Genomic DNA, 1762 nt, shown 5'->3' on the forward strand with positions numbered 1-1762 from the left:
GCTTGAGAACTGCACAGTGGACGCGAGCATCTGTGGCCAAGTTTTTAAGGGCGCACGGTGGATGCCTTGGCACCAGGAACCGATGAAGGACGTGGGAGGCCACGATAGTCCCCGGGGAGCTGTCAACCAAGCTTTGATCCGGGGGTTTCCGAATGGGGAAACCCGGCAGTCGTCATGGGCTGTCACCCGCTGCTGAACACATAGGCAGTGTGGAGGGAACGAGGGGAAGTGAAACATCTCAGTACCCTCAGGAAGAGAAAACAACCGTGATTCCGGGAGTAGTGGCGAGCGAAACTGGATGAGGCCAAACCGTATGCGTGTGATACCCGGCAGGGGTTGCGCTTACGGGGTTGTGGGATCTCTTTTTCACGGTCTGCCGGCTGTGAGACGAGTCAGAAACCGTTGATGTAGGCGAAGGACATGCGAAAGGTCCGGCGTAGAGGGTAAGACCCCCGTAGCTGAAACATCAACGGCTCGTTTAAGAGACACCCAAGTAGCACGGGGCCCGAGAAATCCCGTGTGAATCTGGCGGGACCACCCGCTAAGCCTAAATATTCCCTGGTGACCGATAGCGGATAGTACCGTGAGGGAATGGTGAAAAGTACCGCGGGAGCGGAGTGAAATAGTACCTGAAACCGTGTGCCTACAAGCCGTGGGAGCGTCGCTGTATGTGCTTGCACATGCAGTCGTGACTGCGTGCCTTTTGAAGAATGAGCCTGCGAGTTAGCGGTGTGTAGCGAGGTTAACCCGTGTGGGGAAGCCGTAGCGAAAGCGAGTCCGAATAGGGCGATTGAGTTGCACGCTCTAGACCCGAAGCGGAGTGATCTAGCCATGGGCAGGTTGAAGCGGAGGTAAGACTTCGTGGAGGACCGAACCCACCAGGGTTGAAAACCTGGGGGATGACCTGTGGTTAGGGGTGAAAGGCCAATCAAACTCCGTGATAGCTGGTTCTCCCCGAAATGCATTTAGGTGCAGCGTCGTGTGTTTCTTGCCGGAGGTAGAGCACTGGATAGGCGATGGGCCCTACCGGGTTACTGACCTTAGCCAAACTCCGAATGCCGGTAAGTGAGAGCGCGGCAGTGAGACTGTGGGGGATAAGCTCCATGGTCGAGAGGGAAACAGCCCAGAGCATCGACTAAGGCCCCTAAGCGTACGCTAAGTGGGAAAGGATGTGGAGTCGCAGAGACAACCAGGAGGTTGGCTTAGAAGCAGCCACCCTTGAAAGAGTGCGTAATAGCTCACTGGTCAAGTGATTCCGCGCCGACAATGTAGCGGGGCTCAAGCGTACCGCCGAAGTCGTGTCATTCATACACATAGGGCCAACGCCTGTATGGATGGGTAGGGGAGCGTCGTGTGCCGGGTGAAGCAGCCGCGGAAGCGAGTTGTGGACGGTTCACGAGTGAGAATGCAGGCATGAGTAGCGATACACACGTGAGAAACGTGTGCGCCGATTGACTAAGGGTTCCTGGGTCAAGCTGATCTGCCCAGGGTAAGTCGGGACCTAAGGCGAGGCCGACAGGCGTAGTCGATGGACAACCGGTTGATATTCCGGTACCCGCTTTGAAACGCCCAGTACTGAATCAGGCGATGCTAAGTCCGTGAAGCCGGCCCGATCTCTTCGGAGTTGAGGGTAGTGGTGGAGCCGATGAACCAGACTTGTAGTAGGTAAGCGATGGGGTGACGCAGGAAGGTAGTCCAACCCGGGCGGTGGTTGTTCCCGGGGTAAGGGTGTAGCCCGTGTGGTAGGTAAATCCGTCACACA

The 1762-nt window shown here is 56.7% G+C and carries 1 rRNA gene (cut by a window edge); it reads left to right on the forward strand.

What is annotated here, in order from left to right:
• Positions 1-34: 34 nt before the first annotated feature.
• A 23S ribosomal RNA gene (locus ACH4UK_RS36895) occupies positions 35-1762 on the forward strand; it runs 1494 nt beyond the window's last position.

Origin of the sequence: Streptomyces sp. NPDC020884 (assembly GCF_044333935.1) — a bacterium.
Taxonomy (GTDB): domain Bacteria; phylum Actinomycetota; class Actinomycetes; order Streptomycetales; family Streptomycetaceae; genus Streptomyces.